Consider the following 21091-nt stretch of genomic DNA (forward strand, 5'->3'; position numbering starts at 1 on the left):
TTTTTTTAACCGCAATACACCATAGTCCGTACGGGATTCGAACCCGTGTTACCGCCGTGAAAAGGCGGTGTCTTAACCCCTTGACCAACGGACCTGAGCTTTTCAACTCTTTCTATTATACCTACTTTTTTACCTTTGTCAAGGACTTTTTTTCCTCTTTACCGAAATTCTGAAAAGATAGGGGAAAGTTCTCTCAGAAGAGCTTTACGTCCTCTAAAGACTTCTCCTCCCATTAGACGATCTATTAATTCTTGTTTTTCCATACTCTGCTTTGATTTGTAATTCTTTAGAAGTTCGTGAAAGAGATAATAATCGTCCAGCCTGAGTCCTTTTTCTCCTAGACGATGGCTAATCTCACTCACCTCTTCATAGGGTTCTTTGTCAAAACGGCGCTTGTGGCTTTCCTGTTTACGGATGTAATCTAGGATACGATTTCTAAACTTTGTTTTAAAGCAAACATAAAGTTGATGGCGCTCGCCCTCTAATAACTCTGGATTGCGACTCACCAGCTCATACAGACATAACATGCCTTCCTGATCCCAGTCCTCTTTCTCCCACAGATGCAAATGATAATCTTTGCGACACTTATGGACGATTCCTTTACTTTCTTCATATAAGTCTTTTAGATTCATAGACCTCTCCTTTCTGCATTTAGTTTAGCAAAATGCGCGAGGCCCTGGGTCTACTTCCTCTATTCTATACTTCTTTCCCCCTCAACGGCACATAAAAAGAGAGACAAAGCCTCTCTGGGGTTATTTTTCTTCACTCATTTTTGATTTTACTTCATCATAAGATAGTGCATGGGATTCCTCTTCTACGGTCTCAGGCATTTTTCCTGTTTCGTAAAGAGATTTAATCTGTGTACTATCTAATGTTTCGTATTTCAACAATGCTTCTGCAATCAACTTATGAGTTTCACGATTTAATTGGATAATTTCAGCAGCTTTGTTTCGTGCCTCATTTAATAATGAACGAACTTCCTCATCAATCTCATAGGCTGTTTGCTCTGAAATTGATTTTTGAGGACTTTGTGCACCAAACATAGCATGATTACCTTCGTATTGAACTGGGCCAAGTTTTTCACTCATACCGTATTCAGTGACCATTGCACGAGCCATCTGTGTAGCTTGTTCAAAGTCATTTGAAGCTCCTGTCGTTTGGACATTAAAGATAATCTCTTCAGCTACACGACCACCCATCAAACCTGCCAATTGCTCTTTCATGTCTTCTTTAGATAGAAGCATTTGATCCTCTTTAGGAAGCGCAATCATGTATCCGCCTGCACGTCCACGTGGTACAATGGTAACTTTATGAACAACACGGGCATTTGACAGTACTAAACCAACAATGGTATGTCCAGCCTCATGATAAGCAACCAATTCACGTTCTCTTTGTGATACTGTTTTATCTTTCTTAGATGGTCCAGCAATCACTCTATCTTCTGCCTCATCAATATCTGAAGCATCAATGATTGATTTGTTACGACGAGCAGCAACTAAGGCCGCTTCGTTTAGAACATTTTCTAAGTCAGCTCCCACAAAACCTGGGGTTTGTTGGGCAACTAGTTTCAAATCAACATCGTCTGCGAGAGGTTTATTTTTAGCGTGAACTTTCAAGATTGCTTCACGACCTTTAACATCAGGGCGACCAACCAAGACTTTTCTATCAAAACGTCCTGGGCGGAGAAGAGCTGGATCGAGGACATCTGAACGGTTTGTCGCAGCGATAACGATAATTCCTTCATTACCCTCAAAACCATCCATCTCAATCAAGAGTTGGTTCAAGGTTTGTTCACGTTCATCATTACCTCCACCAAGACCGACACCACGTTGGCGACCAACGGCATCAATTTCATCGATAAAGATGATGGCTGGCGCTGCTTTTTTTGCATCCTCAAAAAGAGAACGAACACGGCTTGCACCAACTCCGACAAACATTTCTACAAAGTCAGAACCTGAGATACTAAAGAATGGAACACCTGCTTCCCCAGCAACTGCCTTAGCAAGTAAGGTCTTACCTGTTCCCGGAGGTCCCTCCAAAAGAACACCTGCAGGAATACGCGCACCAAGTTTTGTAAATCGTTTTGGATCTTTTAGGAATTCAACAACTTCTACTAATTCTTGTTTTTCTTCCTCGGCACCAGCAACATCCGAGAAACGTACCTTGATATCTTCTTTGTTTGCAGCTTTAGCCTTGCTACGTCCAAAACTCATTGGATTTCGGCCACTATTTCCTCCCATATTTCCCATCATAGAGAATAGGAAGAAGAAAAGAATAGCAAATGGCACAACAGAGACAAGGATATTGATCCACATACCGCTTGAACTCTCATGTTTGACTGTTACTTCTGCCTGATGTTCAGAAGCAAGTTTTTGCAATTCTGAAACTGTTGAATCAGACGGAAGAATAGTACTTGAGAATCTTTCTACTGTTGTAGCTGTAGGAGTGAAAAATTGAATTCCTGTTTCTTCTTTACTAGTCTTAGGATTTTTATAAACACCAGACACTTCAATGATACTGCCATTTGGCTGATAGGTTAATTCTTTTACATTGTCTGCTGTAATTTCTTTTACCAATTCTGTATAGTTAATTTTTTCGCTTCGCCCAGCAGTATTTCCAGAGTAAAAATACTGGAATCCTGTCACTAGGAAGAAGATAATTAACAAGTATAGAAATGGATTTCTAACTAAACCATTATTTTGTTTTTTCATTAAAGATAAATCTTTCTAATTTGAATAAACTTCTTCTTTCAATACTCCAACATAAGGAAGGTTACGATAATTTTCTTTATAATCTAGACCATAACCTACTACAAACTCATTTGGAATAGTAAAGCAAGTATAATCCGCTTCAATTTCAACAACACGTCCCTCTGGTTTGTCCAACAAAGTCGCGATTTTAACAGAAGCTGCTTCTCTTGCAATAAACATATCTCTCAAACTCTTCAAAGTTTGACCTGTATCGATGATATCCTCTACAAATAAAACATGTCTTCCTTTGATATCTTGAGTCACGTCTTGCTTGATATTGATGACACCACTACTTGCTGTTCCACCATGGTAACTAGATACCATCATGAAGTCCATCTCGATATGCGTATCAATATGTTTGACCAATTCAGCCATAAAAGGAATTGATCCTTTCAGAATTCCAATAAGAATTGGATTTTTCCCCTCATAGTCTTTGGTTAATTGTTCACCTAGCTTTTTAGCCGCTTCTGTAATTTCATCATGTGAAACGAGGATTTTTTTAATATCGTGTTCTAACATCTTTTTACCTATCTATTTTTTCTATATAAATTACAGTGTTCATTATATCATTTTTCGTGTTTTTACTCAAATCACTGGTCGCAATTCCTGAAATTGAGACAATTTCTCCAAATTGCTCAATAATAGGGGTTGTTTTTCGTTTTTCAATAGGGATTTTTAAATCTATAAATAAGCGTCTCAGTTTCTTTCGATAACCATTCAGCCTAATAATATCGCCAGGTTTTCGACATCTAATATATACAGATGTTTCCCGTGAAACCGTTACTTTTTGAACAAAATCCCCTTCAATAGGAATGCCAAAGGAAAATAAATAGCCCATATATCGAACTTGATTTTGATAGTGTAACACAAGTTCATCTTCCTTTTCATCGGCCTGTGGACTGATTTTGCAAACTCGAAAATTCTGATACTCTTTTATCAATTCATAGTCATTTTTAAGAGAATGATGATACTGACTTTTAGTTGCTAAAATCTGTCGAACTTCGGCAAACTGAGCCTTTGTCAGATTTAAGTCTGGAAATTGATTAAGATAGTTCTGTAGCAAGATTCCTTGAGTTTGTTGAGAGTATGAAAATAACTCATTCAAATCTTCCACATCAATTTGTTTAGAAAGTTCCGTTATTGTTGCTTGGTAATCTGAAATTTCCCTTCCTAAATCTAAAATGGCGGATTTAAGACGAGGATTTTCTTTTTCAAGTTCTGGTAAATACCTATTCCGAACGCGATTACGAAAATAGGTATTTTCCTGGTTTGTTTGATCTTCGAAATGAAAAATTGGTGAAAAATCCTTTTTATGAAATTGCAACAAGGGACGGATGATTTCAATATCATCAACTACTTGACTTTCTTTTATTCCTGTTAAATGACGTAGCCGACTTCCTCGAATCAAGCGCATCAAAATCGTTTCAACTTGATCATCTGCATGGTGGGCAGTAACCAAGGCAGTCGCTCCAACCTCTTTCATGATTTTCCTAAAAAAATCATAACGAAACTCTCGAGCACGCGCTTCTGAAAAGTCTCCTGAAAAGCTTGTGATATAAATAGGAAGTTCAGCTGCATCAGCTAACTTCCTTAGTTCATTTTCCTCCCAGTCAGACTCACTTCTCTGCTTGTGATTGACATGTGCTAAAATCAACTCAATTCCCAACTCATTTTGATAAGTAGACAATAGCTGGAATAAAAACATTGAATCCAGTCCGCCAGACAAAGCTAACACGACTTTCGAATGTTTTTTGAAATACTCTTTTCGGAGAAAATGATTTAAAAAATCCTGGTCCCTCATTTTAGAACCTCATAGACATCCTTAGCTATCTTAGCAATAGTATCATAATCAGAATTTTTGGTAAAAATAGAAAGAACGAAAGGAGAATCCGTATAAACAATGGCAGTGTCATGTTTAAACTCGTCGGCATCTCCGATTTTATGAGCTACCTTAACCGAAACACCTTTTGCGATTCGTTGGTTGTCAAAATCAGTCTTGCTCAAAGACTCTAAGACAAAACCATTCTGATTATAAATAGCTTCCATGACTTTTCCAGCCATTTTTGAAGAAGTCAATTTATCATTCACATCCCAATCCTCACCCATAATTGCGTACATTTTTTCTTTAAAAGCCCCGTCAGATTGATTGGTCACATAATAACCTAAAATATTATGAGCAACATTATCAGACTCTTTTGTTACCTTGGTAATTAACTGTTGAAGACTGTATTCTTTGTTATCTTCTTTTTTAGGTAAGCTACCACTACCTTCTGGTTTATAGGACCCAGGGAAACTATTTACTTCCGGGACATACTTGAAGCTACTGTCTAGCGTATATTCCCCTTGATTTATCTTATCTTGAGCGTAATAAAGGTAGGCTAGTTTCAAGATGCTAGCTGCATAGAGTTTGCTGTCTTCATTCACCCCAGCCTCTTTACCTGTACTCAGTTGTTTAACATAAATAGAATAATTTTCATTCTGATAGTTGTTTGATAAGATTTCTTGAACCTTCTGGATGCGATTGTCTTCTTCTGAGACGAACTCTTTTGATACCCACCCAACTTGATTAATATGAAGAAATTCTTGTCCCTCAGCAAAGAGAGTTCTATCCACCGTTACAAGTTGATAGGGAGAGAGAGATGAAGAAATTTCTTTAGCATCATAGGGGCTGTTATAGATAACAAACCCTGGCTCCAACCATACTTGTCTATTTTGAGTTTGAACTTGACTTTGATCATAGACCAAACGCTTATCTGCAAGAATAAACTGGTGATTATCTAATTTAAAAACAGGAACACCTTGTCTATTCAAACGCCATTCTACGATTTTAAAGGTGGTTCCAGGAGTCAATTTACCAGACTCCTTGACAAGATCCTCATTAGCATAGATAGCTGTTTCTCCATATACCATTGGGGATTCCAGAGTTTCTTTATAGTAGAATCCATAATCAGACTCAGTTAGATAATAAATTTCTTGTGAAGAGTAAGGAAGCTGTTTTTCTGTGCTAACTACTCTTGAGGTTATGATAAAAGCAGGTAGCAATAAAACTACTAAGAACTTACGCATTCTTCTCTTCCCTTTCTTCTTGTAATCGTAATAAATGGTTTTTAGTTGCCAATTCCTCTAATTTTTCATCTGATAAACTTAGAAATTGCTCAACAACTTCCAATAAATTTTCCATGACATTACCTCGGAAGCAAATCAGGAATTGTGTAAATTGCTTCTCGTTTCTTTGAGTAATAGTACTTGGCGCGCGCATATTTTGCTACATAGTCTTCATCTTTCAACTTTGCAGCAAAAGCAGATTCCTTATCCTTTTCGTCACTAAGAGTTTGGTACTGCTCTTTCAACTCTGTCAATTGCTGACGGCGTTGCAGTAACTGATCATAGCTTTGGGCCAAGTTATAAGTTGGTAAAATAAACAACAAGATCATCAAAATAAGGACCCAACCCATAAAACGATTCCTCTTTTGTCTCTCCTTCATCAGGTAACGACGACGTTGGTGCTCATTTTGAATAAAAGAATTATTCATCTGTACAATATTTTTAGACATTTTCTTCTACCCGTGTTTCACTGAGAATTTCATACATACCTGCTGCATCTTCTTTTTTTGTACTATCTTTCATTTCTAGTACTTTAACAAGCAACAACTTATTTCCAAAGCGAATTTCAACTTGGTCATCAACTTTCAAATCTGTTGAACTTTTGGCCAAGATTCCATTCACCTTGATTCTACCTTTATCTGCTACTTCTTTTGCGACTGTGCGGCGCTTAATAATTCGTGATACTTTTAAATACTTGTCTAATCTCATTTTTATTACCTCAAATTATTATTGTACCATTTTTCTCCTTTTTATAGAAGAAAAATGTTAAATGGGATTTGCTTCCTTTGATTCTTTTATCTCTAATAAACTTTCTCCAAAAATCAGCAAACCTTCTAAAATTTCATAATCCTTCTTGTTTCGGACATCGAATACAACTTCCATTAATCCCTTATTCTCAGCTATGGCTGCTTTTAAGTTCGTTGCAGATAAGGCTTTAAAATAATCTTGAGCCAAGAATAGTCGTTGAGTGACTTTTTCAAATTGAACTGTAATCTTATTTTCTTTTCTTTCCACACGTTCTACAAATACCTTGTCAAAATATGACTTAACCAAACCAATCTCTAAAAGATATGCTACTACATCTGGGTATTCTCCAAAACGATCCATCAATTCTTCTTGTAGTTCTTCATAGTTGACACGGTTGTCAATTTGACGAATTTTCTTGTAAATTTCAATCTTATGTCGTTGATCAGAAATATAAGTGTCAGGAAGATAGGCGTCGATTTGTAAAATCAACTCAGCATTTCCTTTGGTTCTTGTGTTCCCATTACCGTTCCGTTTAGCAATAGCTTCCTCTAATAACTGTGAATACAATTCAAAACCAACAGAATCAATGAAACCAGACTGCGATTTTCCTAATAGATTTCCTGCACCACGAATCGAAAGATCTCGCATCGCAATCTTAAATCCAGAGCCCAATTCTGTAAATCCCTTAATCGCTTCTAATCTCTTCTCAGAGACTTCACTAATTGATTTTTCTGGACGATACATAAGATAGGCATAAGCAATGCGATTACTACGACCGACTCTTCCTCTTAACTGATATAAGGTTGACAAACCCATATGGTCTGCATTTTCAATAAATAAGGTATTGGCATTTGGAATATCTACCCCTGTCTCAATAATAGTAGTCGTCACCAAAATATCATACTGACCTTCAATGAAATCAAGTAGAGTATTTTCCAACTGAATTTCACTCATTTGTCCATGAACATACCCAATCGAAGCCTCTGGAATCAACTCCTGTAATTCCGAAACCTTCTGGTCAATCGTGTCAACCTTATTGTAAAGATAGTAAATTTGACCTCCACGCTCCATTTCACGCAAGACAGCATCACGAATGACACTATCATTCTTTTCTAAAACATAAGTTTGCACTGGATAGCGATTGGTTGGAGGAGTTTCAATAACAGACAAATCTCGGATTCCCAACATAGACATGTGGAGAGTACGAGGGATTGGTGTTGCTGTTAAGGTTAGGACATCTACTTGTTTTTTTAGTTCTTTCAAAGTTTCCTTATGCTTAACACCGAATCGTTGTTCCTCATCAATAATCATCAAGCCCAAATCAGAAAATACAACATCTTTTGACAAAACACGATGCGTTCCAATCAAAATATCAACTTGACCATTCTTTAATTTTTCAAGTGTCTCTGCCTGCTCTTTTTTACTTCTAAAGCGACTCAACACATCAATATTAACAGCAAAATTTTGGAATCGTTCCTTAAAATTCGTATAGTGCTGTTGCGCTAAAACCGTCGTCGGAACTAGAACGACCACCTGTTTGTGATCATTGACAGCCTTAAATGCTGCACGCATTGCAACTTCAGTCTTTCCAAAACCAACATCCCCAACTAAAAGTCGATCCATGGGATGAGAATCCTGCATATCTCTCTTGATTTCCTCAATACTACGAAGTTGATCATCCGTTTCAACATAAGGGAAAGCATCATCAAAAGCATGTTGATCATCATCATCAGCTGAGAAAGCAAAGCCTTTCAATTGACTGCGTTCAGAATAGAGTTTGATTAAATCGTCAGCTATATCCTCTACCTGGTTCTTAACTTTTTGCTTGGCCTTTTTGAAATGACCATCATTTAATTTATTAAGTTTTGGAGCTTTTCCATCACTTGAAACATATTTAGACAGTAACTGAATCTGCTCTACTGGGATGGAGATTTGGTCACCATTTTGATACTGTACACTGACATAATCACGATGAATCCCTTTGATTTCAATTGTTTCAATCCCTAGATATTGACCAATTCCATGGATATGATGAACAACGTAGTCCCCTTTTTCAAGTTCATTATAATCTTTTAATCGCTCTGCGTTTGAAGTATGTTGTCTTCGAAAACGACGTTTTAATTTCTTTTGAAAAATCTCATGTTCAGTAATCAAGAGAATTTTTTCATCTACAAAATGAAAACCATGTCTTAGATTACCCTCAATCAAGTTTACAGATTCTTTACAGATACTTGACTTATCTCTGGAATCCAATTTGATCTGATATTCCTCTAAAACATCCTCCAACGTCTTAATTCCCATTGAATTGCTAGACTGCAAAACAATGGTGTAGTCCATTTTTTTATATCGCTCAATTTCTTCTTTAAGAAAAGAAAACTGATTGAAAAACTCTTGCATAGGGTATTGATTAAATTGATATATGTGATCAAACTTGAGATTTCCTAAACCCTTTTGCAGATTGGAGAAAAAGGTAACTGGACTTTGTTTTTTATAGGTTTGCTCTGTATCTGCAAAATACTGCATCTCAGAAAATGATTTACCATTCTGTAAATCTTCTGTAAAGTATTGCGCTAATTCTCTTTCAAAGGCTTCATACTGATTCATCAATTTTTGATAGTCATCAAAGAATAATGGTGTATCTTTTTCAATATAATCAAATACAGTCCATGTTTTATCGTAACATAAGGACAAAAACTTTCGACTATCTGAATGTACTTGTTTTTGATGAAAACTTGACAAAATTTCTTCTAGATAGGATTTCAAAATTGGTGATAGAGTCTTCGAAATTTGCTTCTCTAAAGCTGACTGTCCTCGTTGATAATCTTTTTCTCTCAAAAGTATGTCGCTAGCTGGAAAGATAGTGAGGTTTGTCTGATTTTCTTTCGATAATTGTGTTTCGACTTCAAAAGTACGAATACCATCTACTTCATCACCAAAAAACTCAATTCGGAAAGGTTCTAACTGAGACATCTCAAAAATATCTAAAATATCTCCTCGAATACTAAACTCACCTTGTGTCTGTACTTGAGCAACTTTTCGATATCCAATTTCCTTTAACTGGTGAAGTAGCTCGTGTTGGTCATATTCTTCTCCAACTGCAATTTTTATAATACTTTCTTTAAATCTAGTCGGAGAGGGTAAAATTAACCGACTCGCTGCGATATTACAAACTAAAATCCCTTTCTTAGATGAATCAGTTAAAAAATGCAAGGCTTCAACTCGCGAAATGATTTTTTCTTGCGAAGACATCAAAAACTCTACCATAGGAGAGTCATCGACCAAAAAAGGATAGACAAGTTCCTCTCCTAAGAGAGAAAGAAGATCACTGATAATTCTTTCTGCTTCTCCATAAGTTGAAGTCAGTAACACAACCTTATTTTCTTTTTCTAGGCTACTTGCAATTGCAAGAGCCTTGGTAGACGTTGATAAACCAAGTATTAGTTGTCTTTTCTTATCTATCAGATTTTGATGCCATTTTTTTATCTGGTCATTTTCTGAGAATAAATCTAATAAAGTCACCATTTAGCCGTTATACCTCTGCATTGTTTTCTCAAAGTTTTTCTCTTGTAAATAGTAGTTTACAGCATCGTCAACCTTGTCAATAGACTGTAAAATACCCACATAGTCATCCTGATCAAACTTACTTAAAACATGATGAACAACTGACATTCCTTTTTTAGGTCTTCCAATACCTATTTTAACACGGTTAAATACTTGAGTTCCAATATGTTGAATAATAGACTTGATACCATTATGACCACCTGCTGATCCCTTTGCTCTTAAACGAATTTTCCCAACTTCCATGTCAAGATCATCGTAAATAACGAGTAAATCTTCAATATCCAAACCATAGTAAGTCAATAAAGCATGAACCGCTTTTCCACTTTCATTCATAAATGTTGTTGGTTTGACGAGATAAATTTTTTCTCCATTGATGAAAAAAGATGCTAGGTCAGCTTGAAATATCTTGTCATGTGTAAAGGTGACATTTTGTTTTTTAGCTAGTTGGTCAATCAACATAAATCCAACGTTGTGCTTGGTTTCAAAATATTTATCCCCTGGATTTCCCAATCCTACAAGTAATTTGGTCATTTATTTTTCCTTTCAAAAGCCAAAAGGGTTGGAATTTTTTTCCAACCTAATTGACACTATTTATTAAATATTATTAAACGTTAAAGCGGAATTCCATGATATCGCCATCTTGAACGATATATTCTTTTCCTTCTTCACGCAAGCGTCCAGCTTCTTTTACAGCCTTTTCAGATCCGTACTTCACTAGATCCTCATATGACATGGTCACTGCACGAATAAAGCCTTTTTCAAAGTCTGAGTGGATAATACCAGCTGCTTGAGGAGCTTTCATACCCCGTTTAAAGGTCCAAGCGCGAACTTCTTTTTCACCAGCTGTAAAGTAAGTTCCGAGTCCAAGTAAGTGGTAAGCAGCTCGAGTCAATTTATCAACGCCTGACTCTGTCAAGCCAAGTGCTTCAAGAAATTCTTGCTTATCCTCATCGTCTAACTCAGAAATTTCTTCCTCAGCACGCGCAGAAATAACTACTACTTCAGCATTTTCTGTCGCTGCAAATTCACGAATTTGCTTCACATATTCGATAGAATCTGGATCTCCAACTACATCCTCATCCACATTAGCAACATAAAGAACTGGTTTAGTGGTCAAAAGGAAGAGACCTTTGACAACTTTTTGTTCTTCATCTGTAAATTCGATGGTGCGAGCTGATTTTCCATCTTCAAGGACTGGTTTAATCTTTTGAAGAACGTTAAACTCTGCTACTGATTCTTTATCTTTTTGCGTACGTGCCATCTTTTCTACACGCGCATAGCGTTTATTAACTGATTCTAAGTCAGCAAGAATCAACTCTAGGTTAATGGTATCAATATCTGCAAGTGGATCCACAAAGGCGTCTTCACGTCCTTGCTCGCGCATAACATTTTCATCATCAAAAGCACGAACTACGTGAACAATCGCGTCTACTTCACGGATATTGGCCAAGAATTTATTACCTAGACCTTCTCCTTTTGAAGCTCCTTTTACAATCCCTGCAATATCTGTAAACTCAAAGGTTGTTGGAACTGTCTTTTTAGGAGTAATCATTTCCGTTAGTTTTTGTAGGCGTTCATCTGGAACTTCCACCATCCCAACATTTGGATCAATAGTCGCAAATGGGTAGTTTGCCGCCTCTGCTCCTGCTTTTGTAATTGCATTAAAAAGGGTTGATTTACCAACGTTTGGCAAACCAACGATACCTGCTGTTAAAGCCATAGTTTCTCATTCTCCGTTCTCATTTCAATCCCTAACATTATAACACAAAAAGGGAAAACTTGCTAACCCTCTAACTAAGGGTTCTTAGTCAATAATCTTATTCATTTTTCGTTCAAAATCATAGCGACTCATCATGACAAGATGGTCACAATTGCTACACTTTATTTTGATATCTGCCCCTACACGTGTAATTTCCCAACGATTAGCCTTTTTGCCTGTTGACTTGATGGTACAAGCGTGTGGTTTTTTCATCTCAACAAAATTTCCAACTTGATACATACTACTCTCCTTTTCTTTTTTTGATTATATCATAAAAGAGGCGAGCCAGGCTCAACCTCTTTCACTTAATTTGTTCGAACTGGTGTGATAAGCTGCATGAAATCTTCGTCAGTATCTGCTGGCACAAGAGTAAATGGACGAACTGATGAGATAAAGCTAATAGTCACCTTTTCGCTATTTAAAGCTTTGAGGGAATCAATCAAGTAAGTTGGGTTAAAACTAATAGTTAAATCATCCCCGGTCACCTGCTCCGTATCGATTTCTTCGTTTACTTTACCAACCTCTGGAGAGTGAACATGGGCGCTAACAACTCCACCTTTAATCTCAAGCTTCACAGTACCATTTTGAGTCGCACTTGATAAGAGACGTGCACGCTCCATAGATTGACGCAAATTAACCACATCAAAAGTAATTGTAGTGTTAAAGTCTGTTGGAATCAAGCGATCTGTATCAGGATAATTACCTTCTAGGAGACGAGTGTAGAAGCTAATATTTTCGCTTCTAAAGAGGATTTGATTATTTGCAAAGAAAATCTCTACAGTTTCAATATCATCTGTAAATACCGCTGAAAATTCGCGGAGAGAACGACTAGGAATTACCACATCGAAATCATCTCCATTTTTTTCAAGAGTCAATTTCTTCTGGCTAAGGCGGTGTGAGTCTGTCGCAACTGTTTTTAGTTCCTTGTGTTGGCTCAATACAAAATGAACACCTGTTAAGATGGGACGACTTTCTTGCGTACTTGCAGCAAATGCTGTTTCATTGATAATTTTCTTGAGCAGTTTTGTTTCAAGAACCAAAGGTGTGCTTGCAGAAATTTCTTGGATTCGTGGGTACTGTTCGCTATCTTTTCCTTTTAGGGTAATTTCTGATTTGCCACTGGTTAAGACAATTTGTTTTTGTTCAATCTCTTTGAAATCTAGCGTTACATCTGGAAGACTGGATACAACATTGATAAAGAAAGAGGCTTCAAGAAGAATCGAACCTAATGAAGTGATCAAGAGACCAGCATCCTCATTCTTTTGAGAAATGAAATTTTCAATAGAAATTTGACCGTTTGAGCCAATTAAAGTAATTCCTTCATTGGTAACGTCAATTTTGATTGTTGATAAAATTGGAATAGCATTTTTAGAGCTTATTGCTCGTTTTGTGGTATTTAAGGCTTGTAGAAATAAATTTTTATTAATTGAAAAATGAATCATGGATTCTCCTTTATTTATTTTTAGTATTAGAAAGTTAATAGTAATAATAGAGTGTGTGAATTCTGTGGAAAACTGAGTGCTATTTAGTAAACTTAAGCTTCTAAGCTTGTTTAAAAAATGTGGATAAAAAAGATAAGAAAGGAAAATTTATCCACAAGCTACTTAATTTTCTTTTTGATTGCTTCTATTTCTAAACGTAAATTATCGTCTTCGTCAATCAATGATTTGATTTTAGCATGGGCATGAATAACGGTGGTGTGATCCTTTCCGCCAAATTCTTTTCCGATTTTCGGAAGACTGTTATCTGTCAGTTCTCTAGCTAGATACATGGCAACCTGACGTGCCAAAACGATGTTTTGAACTCGTCTCGTACCTTTCATTTCTTTAACACTCACTCCATAAAAATTACCAACTTCAGTTTGGATTTTCTCAATTGGAATAACAAGTATCTGGCGGGCGTCTTGCTTACGTGCTCTAATAGCTTCCGCAGCAATATCAATAGTAATATCCTTAATCTTCTTCACTCTGGCAATTAAAGTGATATCGTTGATTGCTCCTTCCAATTCTCGAACATTTGAATCAAATTGGCCAGCCAAGTATTCCAGAGTATCACTTTGGAAATGGTAATCCAAGTGCTCTGTTTTACTTTGAAGAATGGCGATACGTGTCTCAAAGTCAGGAGGGGTGATATTTTGCGTCAATCCCCAGCTAAAGCGTGTAACAAGTCTTTCCTCAAGGCCTTCTAGGTGTTTAGGACTTCGATCACTGGTTAGGACAATCTGTTTCTGCTTATCATGAAGAGCATTGAAGGTATTGAAAAATTCTTCCTGGGTCGCAACTTTTTTGCCACTGAGAGATTGGATATCATCGATTAACAAGAGATCAAGACTACGGTAAGTCTTTTTGAACTTTTCCATTTCCCCAAGTCGCAAGTGTTCAAGAAAGTCATTGATAAAGCTTTCGGCAGGAATGTACTTGACACGCGCATCAGGAATATTTTTCAAAATCTCATTTCCAATCGCATTGAGTAAGTGAGTCTTTCCAAGACCAGGTCCTCCATAGATGAAAAGAGGATTATAGGTCAGAGCTAAATCTTCAGATACAGCTAGTGCAGCAGATACTGCCCAAACATTCCCATCACCTTGAATAAAGTTATCAAAGGTATATTTTTCTTTTAATCCTGTTTCAGAATAGGGAATCGTTGGTAGTGCAGGTGTGTAATCGTAAGTAGAGACACTATTCGTATCATTTACTTGAGGAGATTCTGTACTCTGAGGTTTAGTGAAAATATAGTGAGGTTTGATTTCAGAATCATAAATTTCAAAACCAGCAGCAATGATAATATCTTTTAATTGCTTTTCCCACACCATTTCCATCTCTGATCTCGGTAGAAATATAGTAGCTGTATTTTCTTCTACTTTGATGAGTTCAGCAGGTGTAGCATAGAAATCATACATAGATCGTGTCAATCTTTCTTGAGCAAATTCTAAAATACGATTCCAAAATTGCTTTTCTTTCAACTAATTTTCCTCCTTTACTATGATTTTAGTAGTTTAGTGCTAGACTTATTTTACCATAGATAATAGGATTTTTCCACAGATTGGGGAAAAGAATCCACAATGTTAGTAGTATTTATCCACAGGTTGGGGATAAATAGAAAAATCCTTGATTTAGTAGGCTTTTTGATAAAAAAATTGGTGGATAAATTTGTGGGTTAAGAAAATAAAAGAACAGCCTTATTTCAGGCTGTTAATAATTCTATCGTATTCTTCTTGACTTGAAAAGGAGATAATAATCTTTCCAGTATCTTTTTTTGAAAGTTTAATTTCTACACTTAAACCGAGTAGTTTTTTTAATTGATCTTCTTCGTCTTTGATGAAAGAATCACTTTTTTTTTGCTTCTTGTGTTTTTTATCTGTAAGAAGTGCTTCTAACTTTCTCACAGAAATATCTTCATTTTTGATTAGTTGGAAGAAATAGTCTTGCTGCTCTTTGTCCAAACCAACTAGTGAACGTGCATGCGCTTGAGAAATTTTTCCATTTTCTACTTCAGCTAAGATATATTCTGGTAGGGAAAGTAAACGAATAAAATTAGTGATATAAGGACGAGATTTCCCCATTTTATCCGCTATCTCAGTGTGAGTAAATCCTTTTTCTACTAAAGATTCGTAGGCGCGTGCTTCTTCAACAGGATTTAAATTTTCTCTCTGCAAATTCTCAATGATAGACTGGATCAGCATTTCCTGATCTGAGAGGTGCTTTACAACGGCTGGAATAGAAGTAAGACCAGCTAAGAGAGAAGCCCGATATCGTCTCTCTCCTGCAAGGATTTCATAACCAATTACAGGAGATTGACGAACGATGATTGGTTGGATGAGCCCATTTTCTTTGATTGACTGAGCTAATTCCTTTATTTTATCTGCATCAAATTCTTTCCGAGGTTGGTAAGGATTCTTTTGTATTTCAGAGATAGAAATCATTTCAAATTTTTCCATGATTCTACACTAACATATCTTTTACTTTCTGTAAAGTTTTCTTTACACTGATGTCAATTAAGACTCTAAATCACTAGAATTCTTATCTAGTTTAATTGAGGTTGTTTCCTCCTTACCATTACGGTAGTAGGTTACTTTGATAGTATCTCCAATAGCATGATTGTAAAGAGCGTGTTGTAGGTCTGTTGATGAAGCAATCTCTTTATCGTCAACTTTGGTAATGACATCGTATTTTTGAAGATGTCCATTTGCTGGCATATTGTTTTGAACAGATCGAACAACTACACCTGAAGTGAGGCCACTTGGAATGTTAAGTTTTCTAAGATCACTAGCTCCAACGTTTGACAGATTAACCATTTGAATTCCAAGAGCTGGACGAGTCACTTTACCATTACTTTCAAGCTGTTTAATGATATTTTGTGCATCGTTTGAAGGAATTGCAAAACCAAGACCTTCTACAGATGTCCCACCATTACTTGCAATTTTACTTGATGTAATACCAATTACTTGTCCTTGAATGTTTACAAGTGGACCACCAGAGTTACCAGGGTTAATGGCTGTATCTGTTTGAATGGCTTTTGTTGAAATAGCTTGACCATCTTCAGATTTTAGAGAAACATTTCGATTAAGACTTGAAATAATCCCCTGTGTAACTGTGTTAGCATATTCTGAACCTAGAGGACTACCGATAGCAATCGCTGTTTCTCCAACACTAAGTTGACTTGAATCCCCAAATTCTGCTACTGTTGTAACTTTTTCTGAAGAAATTTTAACGACAGCAATATCAGAGAAGGTATCAGATCCGACAATTTCACCAGGAACCTTAGTACCATCTGCTAAGCGGATATCAACTTTTGAAGCTCCATTGATAACGTGAGTATTAGTTACAAGATAGGCATCTTTATCATCCTTTTTATAGATAACACCTGATCCCTCACTTGCGATTTGTTGATTGTCTGAATCAGAATTAGTGTCATCAGCATTAAATACACTACTTTGTCTACTGCTAGAAGAAGAATAAGTAATGATTGAGACAACAGCATCCTTAACTTTATTTACTGCTTGAGTGGTTGAGTTTTCATTTTTATAGGATGTTTGAGTGACAGTGCCAGAATTATTATTCGTAGCTTGATTTCCTTGTTTTTGATAAAGTTGTAATGTTACGAAACTTCCTAAGGCACCACTTAAAAATCCGATTAGAATGATTATTAGAACTTTAACTCCTTTTTTGTAAAATTTTTGTAAGTGTTTCATAAACACCTCCGTTTGTTATTTATTTACTCAGATTATAAACCTATTAACTTAATCCAAACTTAAAAGCTTAAAGTTTTACACAAGTTGTGGATAACTCGCTTTATTCTGTGAATTTGCTAGAAATTTAGGATGATTTTTGTGTGTATAAGATGTGAAATGAAGTGTGGATATGATAGAATAGAAGAATGAAAATAAAAATTGTAATAGTAGGAAAATTAAAAGAAAAATACCTTAAAGATGGTATTGTTGAATATACCAAACGAATTTCACGTTTCGCCAAATTAGAAATGATTGAGCTCACTGATGAGAAGACACCTGACAAAGCCAGTGAATTAGAAAATCAAAAAATCTTGGAAACAGAAGGTGAAAGAATTCTTTCTAAGGTTGGAGAAAGAGAATTTGTCGTTGTACTAGCCATTGAAGGAAAAACACTCTCCTCAGAGGAATTTAGTAAGCAACTAGAGCAAGCTTCTATCAAAGGATACTCAACGCTTACTTTTATCATTGGAGGAAGTTTGGGTCTAGCTCCTGTTGTAAAAAATAGGGCCAATCTTTCTGTCAGTTTTGGACGTCTGACATTACCACATCAGTTAATGAGATTGGTTTTAGTTGAACAAATTTACCGTGCTTTTACAATTCAACAGGGTTCTCCTTACCACAAATAGAAGATTGACTTAGCTCTTGTTTTTTGATAGAATGGTCATGTTAGGTCTCATAGCTCAGCTGGATAGAGCATTCGCCTTCTAAGCGAACGGTCGCAGGTTCGAATCCTGCTGGGATCAATTTTAGATGCGAAGCTGGGGTAAATCCCAGCTTTTTTCTTAAAAAAGTGCGTTTCAGGTGCAAAAATGTACAGTTGGGAAGAATTTTTTCTTACATGGTCTTCATTTTGTATAATAGGTGTGTAAGTTAACTTACAAGAAAAAATAATACAGGAGATTTCATTATGAAAAATACAGTAAAGTTGGAACAATTTAAAGAAGTAACAGAGGCAGAATTGCAGGAGATTCGAGGTGGAGATTGGAGAATTTCAGAAACAATTCGTAATCTTATTTTTCCAAGAAGAAAGTAATGAAATAAAGGTAGAGAGTAATGGATTTATTTGGATTAGGGATAGCTATTTTTTATTTTCTCATCATTAGCAAAAGTTATGAATGGATTTGTAAAATAAATAGAAAAGAACAAATTGTTTTTTTCTGTTACACATGTATCTCAGTTTTTATACTTGAAGAAATTATTACACTAGTATTTTCTAATAGTTTTGCTTTGTCTAAATTTTTATTTCCTTTGGTTGTGTACCTTTATTTAAGAAAGTTAAAGAAGTCTGAAAAATACAAAGCTATTTTTATTAGTTTACTACTGTCTTTATTATATCACAGTACTCATACTTTTATATCCGTAACCTTATCTTCTATAACAGGAGATGAAGTAGTATTACACTATAAAAGTACATTTCTTTTAGCAGTATTGTTGATGACTTATTTTTCTATTCTAATAATAATTCGTTATTTTCATCTGGAAATTAAATATTTTGATAAAGATTATCTGTACCCTTTTTTAAAAAAAGTAATAGTTGCTTTTTTTGGTTTGCATATCTTATTGTTTATTTCAGATATAGTAAGTACAACTCATCATTTAAATAGCTTCGGAAGTATTTTATCAACCATTGTTTTTATTTGCTTGTTATTGATTTTCTTTGCAATGAATTCTCACAAGGTCCAAATTGAAAAAGAGATTGCTCTAAAACAAAAGAAATTTGAACAAAAACATTTACAGACTTATACTGATGAAATTGTGGAGTTGTATAATGAAATTCGAGGTTTTCGTCATGATTATGCAGGAATGCTTGTCAGCATGCAAATGGCGATTGACAGTGGAGATTTACAAGAAATTAACAGGGTTTACAATGAAGTCTTAGTAAAAGCAAATCAGAAATTGAGGTCAGAAAAATATACTTACTTTGATTTAAATAACATAGAAGATTCTGCTTTACGAAGTTTAATTGCTCAATCGATTGTCTATGCACGAAAAAATGATGTAGAGTTTACATTGGAAGTAAAGGATATCATTACTAGACTGTCAATAGATTTACTTGATCTTGTTCGTATCATGAGCATTTTATTAAACAATGCTGTTGAAGGTGCTGCAGATAGTTATTTGAAACAAATGGAAGTTGCAGTCATTAAAATGGATTTTGAAACAGTTATAGTTATCCAGAATTCATGCAAAATCACTATGACGCCTTCAGAGGATCTATTTGCCTTAGGTTTTTCTACCAAGGGAAGAAATAGAGGTTTAGGACTTAATAATGTCAAAGAGATTTTAGATAAGTATGACAACATTATTTTAGAAACAGAGATGGAAGACAACACATTTAGACAAATTATTAGATTTAAGAGGGAATTCGAATGAAAGTATTAATTTTAGAAGATGTTATTGAACATCAAGTGAGACTAGAGAGAATATTAAATGAAATCTCGGAAGAATCGAATATTCCTATTTCATATAAGACAACAGGAAAAGTTCGTGAGTTTAAGGAATATATCGAAAATGATGAAGTAAACCAGCTTTATTTCCTAGATATCGATATTCATGGAATCGAGAAAAAAGGATTTGAAGTGGCTCAGTTTATCCGTCATCACAATCCTTATGCTATTATTGTCTTTATTACCAGTCGATCTGAATTTGCTACCTTAACGTATAAATACCAGGTATCAGCCCTAGATTTTGTTGATAAAGATATCAATGATGAATTGTTCAAAAAACGCATCGAGCAGAGTATTTTTTACACTAAGAGCATGCTGCTTGAAAACGAAGATGTTGTAGACTATTTTGATTACAACTATAAAGGAAATGATTTGAAAATTCCTTACCATGATATTTTGTATATCGAAACCACAGGAGTTTCTCATAAACTTCGGATTATTGGTAAGAATTTTGCAAAAGAATTCTATGGAACTATGACAGATATTCAGGAAAAGGACAAACATACCCAGCGATTTTATTGCTCCCATAAATCTTTCCTTGTCAATGTGGGAAATGTGAGAGAAATTGATCGAAAGAATTTAGAAGTTGTTTTTTATGAAGATCATCGTTGTCCGATTACTCGTTTAAAAGTCCGCAAACTAAAAGATATTCTAGAGAAAAAATCTAAAAAGTGATTGACAATTAGTAAGAAATTGATATAATGGTTATATCTGCTACAGATAGATGGTCCGTTGGTCAAGGGGTTAAGACACCGCCTTTTCACGGCGGTAACACGGGTTCGAATCCCGTACGGACTATTTTATCCGCCATAGCTCAGTTGGTAGTAGCGCATGACTGTTAATCATGATGTCGTAGGTTCGAGTCCTACTGGCGGAGTCAGATAAAAAAAGAACACCATTGGTGTTCTTTTTTAGTTAACATCACCTAACATTTTCATAAGGAAGTCTGTCATTTCTTGCGGACTTTCTTTTTTTCCGTGAGCAATCCAAGTCTGGCAAACACCAAATAGGGCATTTGTTAGATAAATACTGCTGTATTCTAATTCTATTGGAGTGAGTTGTAATTTCATAAAGCGTTTCTGAAGGTCGGTGCTAAGCATAATGTGAAGCTTATTTCTCAAGAAATTTTGGATTTCTTTTGTCCCATTTTCAGATAAGAGTGCAGCCAAGAGTGGCTCAGACTCTAAATATTCAAATACTTCTAAAATAGCATCTCTTTTGTGATGAGCATGTTTTTGGAAAATATACTCAAAGGTATGAAATAGCTTACTTTGGTAGAGTTCAATCATATCATACTTATCCTTGTAGTGAGTGTAAAAGCTGGAACGACTAATTCCGGCTTTTTCTGCTAACTTGACAGTAGAAATTTGATCAAAGGGCTGGTCCATCAATAATTGAACCATGGCATTTTCGATAATTCGTTTTGTTTTTAAACGTTTGTTACTTTCTTTCATAATTCCTCCTCGTACACAAAAATAGACTATATGTCTAA

Annotated in this window: 21 protein-coding genes and 4 tRNA genes; 7 read left to right on the forward strand and 18 right to left on the reverse strand. The window is 35.6% G+C overall.

The annotated features are described in order from the left end of the window. Positions 1-22: 22 nt before the first annotated feature. From B7721_RS01190 to B7721_RS01265, 17 genes are all read right to left on the reverse strand, one after another. A tRNA-Glu gene (locus B7721_RS01190) sits at positions 23-94 on the reverse strand. A gap of 64 nt (positions 95-158) precedes the next feature. Then, positions 159-632, reverse strand: a complete 474-nt coding sequence (locus B7721_RS01195) for a transcriptional regulator (RefSeq protein ID WP_084877123.1) — start codon at positions 630-632, stop codon at positions 159-161. Positions 633-752: 120 nt separating this feature from the next. Beyond that, the gene (gene ftsH / locus B7721_RS01200; RefSeq protein ID WP_084877124.1) at positions 753-2711 is read right to left on the reverse strand and encodes an ATP-dependent zinc metalloprotease FtsH; all 1959 of its coding nucleotides are present in this window, start codon (positions 2709-2711) and stop codon (positions 753-755) included. Between the two features lie 15 nt (positions 2712-2726). Beyond that, positions 2727-3269, reverse strand: a complete 543-nt coding sequence (gene hpt, locus B7721_RS01205) for a hypoxanthine phosphoribosyltransferase (protein ID WP_084877126.1) — start codon at positions 3267-3269, stop codon at positions 2727-2729. Between the two features lie 4 nt (positions 3270-3273). Next, positions 3274-4551, reverse strand: a complete 1278-nt coding sequence (gene tilS, locus B7721_RS01210; RefSeq protein WP_001205571.1) for a tRNA lysidine(34) synthetase TilS — start codon at positions 4549-4551, stop codon at positions 3274-3276. Further along, positions 4548-5816 carry a serine hydrolase gene (locus B7721_RS01215; protein WP_001224808.1) on the reverse strand — a complete coding sequence of 423 codons (1269 nt, stop codon included), beginning with the start codon at positions 5814-5816 and terminating at the stop codon, positions 4548-4550. Before B7721_RS01215 ends, tilS begins: the two co-directional genes overlap by 4 nt. Then, positions 5809-5931, reverse strand: coding sequence for an SP_0009 family protein (locus B7721_RS10375; RefSeq protein WP_000429344.1), 123 nt, complete (start codon positions 5929-5931; stop codon positions 5809-5811). Before B7721_RS10375 ends, B7721_RS01215 begins: the two co-directional genes overlap by 8 nt. Positions 5932-5935: 4 nt before the next feature. Further along, entirely contained in the window at positions 5936-6304 is a 369-nt protein-coding gene (locus B7721_RS01220; protein WP_000041922.1) for a septum formation initiator family protein, read from the reverse strand. Continuing rightward, positions 6297-6563 (reverse strand): RNA-binding S4 domain-containing protein, encoded by a 267-nt coding sequence (locus B7721_RS01225; protein WP_001234975.1) that lies wholly within the window; start codon positions 6561-6563, stop codon positions 6297-6299. The genes B7721_RS01220 and B7721_RS01225 overlap by 8 nt, the downstream gene beginning before the upstream one ends. A 57-nt stretch (positions 6564-6620) precedes the next feature. Next, positions 6621-10124 carry a transcription-repair coupling factor gene (gene mfd / locus B7721_RS01230; RefSeq protein WP_084877127.1) on the reverse strand — a complete coding sequence of 1168 codons (3504 nt, stop codon included), beginning with the start codon at positions 10122-10124 and terminating at the stop codon, positions 6621-6623. Further along, positions 10125-10694, reverse strand: a complete 570-nt coding sequence (gene pth, locus B7721_RS01235; RefSeq protein ID WP_084877129.1) for an aminoacyl-tRNA hydrolase — start codon at positions 10692-10694, stop codon at positions 10125-10127. A 73-nt stretch (positions 10695-10767) separates the two neighbouring features. Continuing rightward, positions 10768-11883, reverse strand: coding sequence for a redox-regulated ATPase YchF (gene ychF / locus B7721_RS01240; protein WP_067193739.1), 1116 nt, complete (start codon positions 11881-11883; stop codon positions 10768-10770). An 84-nt stretch (positions 11884-11967) separates the two neighbouring features. After that, on the reverse strand, positions 11968-12162 hold the full coding sequence (locus tag B7721_RS01245) for a DUF951 domain-containing protein (RefSeq protein WP_000285184.1): 195 nt from the start codon (positions 12160-12162) through the stop codon (positions 11968-11970). A gap of 65 nt (positions 12163-12227) precedes the next feature. Beyond that, positions 12228-13364, reverse strand: a complete 1137-nt coding sequence (gene dnaN, locus B7721_RS01250; protein ID WP_049478004.1) for a DNA polymerase III subunit beta — start codon at positions 13362-13364, stop codon at positions 12228-12230. A 158-nt stretch (positions 13365-13522) separates the two neighbouring features. Beyond that, on the reverse strand, positions 13523-14884 hold the full coding sequence (gene dnaA, locus B7721_RS01255) for a chromosomal replication initiator protein DnaA (RefSeq protein WP_000660625.1): 1362 nt from the start codon (positions 14882-14884) through the stop codon (positions 13523-13525). Between the two features lie 216 nt (positions 14885-15100). Continuing rightward, on the reverse strand, positions 15101-15859 hold the full coding sequence (locus tag B7721_RS01260) for a ParB/RepB/Spo0J family partition protein (protein ID WP_084877130.1): 759 nt from the start codon (positions 15857-15859) through the stop codon (positions 15101-15103). 57 nt (positions 15860-15916) lie between these two features. Continuing rightward, positions 15917-17113 (reverse strand): S1C family serine protease, encoded by a 1197-nt coding sequence (locus B7721_RS01265; protein ID WP_084877132.1) that lies wholly within the window; start codon positions 17111-17113, stop codon positions 15917-15919. Between the two features lie 185 nt (positions 17114-17298). Here B7721_RS01265 and rlmH point away from each other — a divergent pair, with 185 nt between their 5' ends. The 7 genes from rlmH to B7721_RS01300 all read left to right on the forward strand — a co-directional run bounded on the left by rlmH (position 17299) and on the right by B7721_RS01300 (position 20476). Beyond that, positions 17299-17778 (forward strand): 23S rRNA (pseudouridine(1915)-N(3))-methyltransferase RlmH, encoded by a 480-nt coding sequence (gene rlmH / locus B7721_RS01270; protein ID WP_084877134.1) that lies wholly within the window; start codon positions 17299-17301, stop codon positions 17776-17778. Positions 17779-17821: 43 nt separating this feature from the next. After that, positions 17822-17895, forward strand: a tRNA-Arg gene (locus tag B7721_RS01275). A 164-nt stretch (positions 17896-18059) separates the two neighbouring features. Next, on the forward strand, positions 18060-18185 hold the full coding sequence (gene comC / locus B7721_RS01280) for a competence-stimulating peptide ComC (RefSeq protein WP_000799678.1): 126 nt from the start codon (positions 18060-18062) through the stop codon (positions 18183-18185). 20 nt (positions 18186-18205) lie between these two features. Continuing rightward, positions 18206-19525, forward strand: coding sequence for a competence system sensor histidine kinase ComD (comD, locus tag B7721_RS01285; protein ID WP_084877135.1), 1320 nt, complete (start codon positions 18206-18208; stop codon positions 19523-19525). Continuing rightward, the gene (gene comE / locus B7721_RS01290) at positions 19522-20274 is read left to right on the forward strand and encodes a competence system response regulator transcription factor ComE (RefSeq protein WP_000866079.1); all 753 of its coding nucleotides are present in this window, start codon (positions 19522-19524) and stop codon (positions 20272-20274) included. The genes comD and comE overlap by 4 nt, the downstream gene beginning before the upstream one ends. A gap of 51 nt (positions 20275-20325) precedes the next feature. Then, positions 20326-20397 (forward strand) — tRNA-Glu (locus B7721_RS01295). A gap of 5 nt (positions 20398-20402) precedes the next feature. Then, positions 20403-20476: transfer RNA gene (locus tag B7721_RS01300), tRNA-Asn, on the forward strand. 34 nt (positions 20477-20510) lie between these two features. Here the strand turns inward: B7721_RS01300 and B7721_RS01305 are convergent. Then, complete coding sequence (locus tag B7721_RS01305) at positions 20511-21053, reverse strand: TetR/AcrR family transcriptional regulator (RefSeq protein ID WP_000665080.1); 543 nt, start codon at positions 21051-21053, stop codon at positions 20511-20513. Positions 21054-21091 lie beyond the last annotated feature (38 nt).

This window comes from Streptococcus oralis subsp. oralis (genome assembly GCF_002096445.1).
In the GTDB taxonomy this organism is placed as follows: Bacteria; Bacillota; Bacilli; order Lactobacillales; family Streptococcaceae; genus Streptococcus; species Streptococcus oralis_N.